Source organism: Paucibacter sp. B2R-40 (assembly GCF_025717555.1).
GTDB lineage: Bacteria > Pseudomonadota > Gammaproteobacteria > Burkholderiales > Burkholderiaceae_C > Paucibacter_A.
Map to the genome: position 1 here is coordinate 1 of NZ_JAJIRP010000026.1, position 1902 is coordinate 1902.

The following is a 1902-nucleotide window of genomic DNA, read 5'->3' on the forward strand; positions in this document are numbered from 1 at the left end:
TGGTGCGCGCCAAGCTCGAGACGCTGGCCATGTATTACGGCAATAACAATGCCTGGTATGGCCGCAATGACCTGATGCTCAATGGCAATCCTTTTGCCGTCGGCAAGGCGGCCGGCAAGGGCTATAGCCAATGGCTGGAAGGCTTTGTGCAGGCAGGCCTCTACGCCATCACGCCGCTCACAGACAGCTTGTACGTCTATGGCGGGGCCAGCGTCATCGCCAGCGGCTCGGTTGGGCAAGAGTTGTTTACCGATAAGACGCGCAGCCATGTGGCACTGGAAGATGCTTTCCTTGGCCTGGTCGGCGGCAGCACTACCGAACAAGGTGACCGTTTGGTCTATAACCTCTCAGCCGGACGGCAACGATTCAGCGTCGGCGAGGGCATGATGCTGGTCAACACCGCCCAGAATGGTTTGAACCGGGCGGCGCTGCAGTCCAACCCGCGCTGGGCGGGCGATCAGGTCGTGTTGGCGCGGCTGGCCTACAACGACTGGAAGCTCGAAGCCTTTCATATCGACCCGGACGAGTTGCCGGAGGTGGACTCCAAGACGCAAATCCAGGGCCTCAATGTCGAGACCACCGCGCTGAATGATTTCACGCTGGGTGTGATGGCGCTGCGGGTGCCCAAGTCGCAGGCGTCCTACTACACCACCAGCAGCCAGTTGCAGCGCGAAGGGTTGCGGGCGTTGGACTTTCGTGTCCGCTGGCAACCGGCGCCCAGCGGCGGCGCAGGCCCCTTCATTGCCGCTGAATTTGCACGTCAGACGCACAGCAAATTCGATATGCAGGCGCAGGGCTATTTCGGTGAATTCGGCTATGTGTTTGCCAAGGCCGCCTGGTCGCCCACGCTCAGCTACCGCTATGCGCGCTTCACCGGCGACAAGCCGGGCACCGAGCGTTTCGAGCGTTGGGACCCCTTGCTGTCGGGCGGCAACGGCGAGACCTGGGTGCAGGGCATCAACCATTTCAAGATCTTTCAGGACGCCAATCTGATCGCGCACCGGGTGCAGGCGCGGCTGCGGCCGCAGCAGAACATCGAGCTGGTGCCGCAGTTCTGGCTGTTCCAGGCGGATTCGCTGACCAATCTGGGCGGCAACCCCGCCTTATCGATGTTGCAGTCCAAGCAGTTGGGCAAGGAGTTGAATTTGACGGCCAAGTATTTCTACTCCAGGAACGTGATGTTCCAGGGGCATGTGGCCGCAACCTATGCCGGCACTGCGATTGATCAGGGCCTGGGCGCGCATGCCAACCCATGGCTCAGCACCATGTTCTTTGTGCGCGTCGGTTATTGAAACCAGTTTTTCCACAGCAAAGGGAGTCAGCAATGGAACGTCGTGATTTGATGAAGAGCGTGGCAGTGTTGGCGGCTGCGGGTGCAGCGGCCACTGGGTCCGGCAAGGCGTCGGCGCAGTTTCAAGGCAAGCCGCAAGCCGGCGTGGGGGTGAAGGACATCGAGCCTATCCCGAAGGATCAGTTCACGCCCGATCGCTTCAAGGGCAAGACCATCCTCATCACCGGCTGCGCGCGCGGCATGGGTGAGGCGGCGGCGATCCGCGCCGCGCGCGAAGGCGCCAATGTGGTGGGTGTCGACTGGATACCGGAGCTGGGCGCTCAGACGATTGAGCGCATCCGGGCTGCGGGCGGCAAGGCAGTGTTTGTGGCCGGCCATGTCGGCGAGACCGCGACCTGCGAGCGCATGGTCAAGACGGCCGTCGATACCTTCGGTGGCTTGGATTTGGCCATCAACAATGCAGGGGTGATGGACGGCGTGTACTCCGGCGACCCGATTGATTTTGAGAAGCAGAAGTCGCTCATTTTTGCGCCCATCCATGAGGCCTCGGATGAGTATTGGGACCGGGTGTTCCTGAGCAATTCGGCCGGTGTGTTTCGCAGCATGCGGGC

2 protein-coding genes are annotated in these 1902 nt (G+C 61.5%); both read left to right on the forward strand.

Annotation, left to right across the window (positions count from 1 at the left end):
• Positions 1-1292: alginate export family protein (locus tag LNV09_RS24580; RefSeq protein WP_263559696.1), on the forward strand; the 1292-nt coding region annotated here is incomplete at its 5' end.
• A gap of 32 nt (positions 1293-1324) precedes the next feature.
• Positions 1325-1902, forward strand: a 578-nt coding sequence (locus LNV09_RS24585) for an SDR family NAD(P)-dependent oxidoreductase (protein ID WP_263559697.1), incomplete at its 3' end; no start/stop codon positions are given.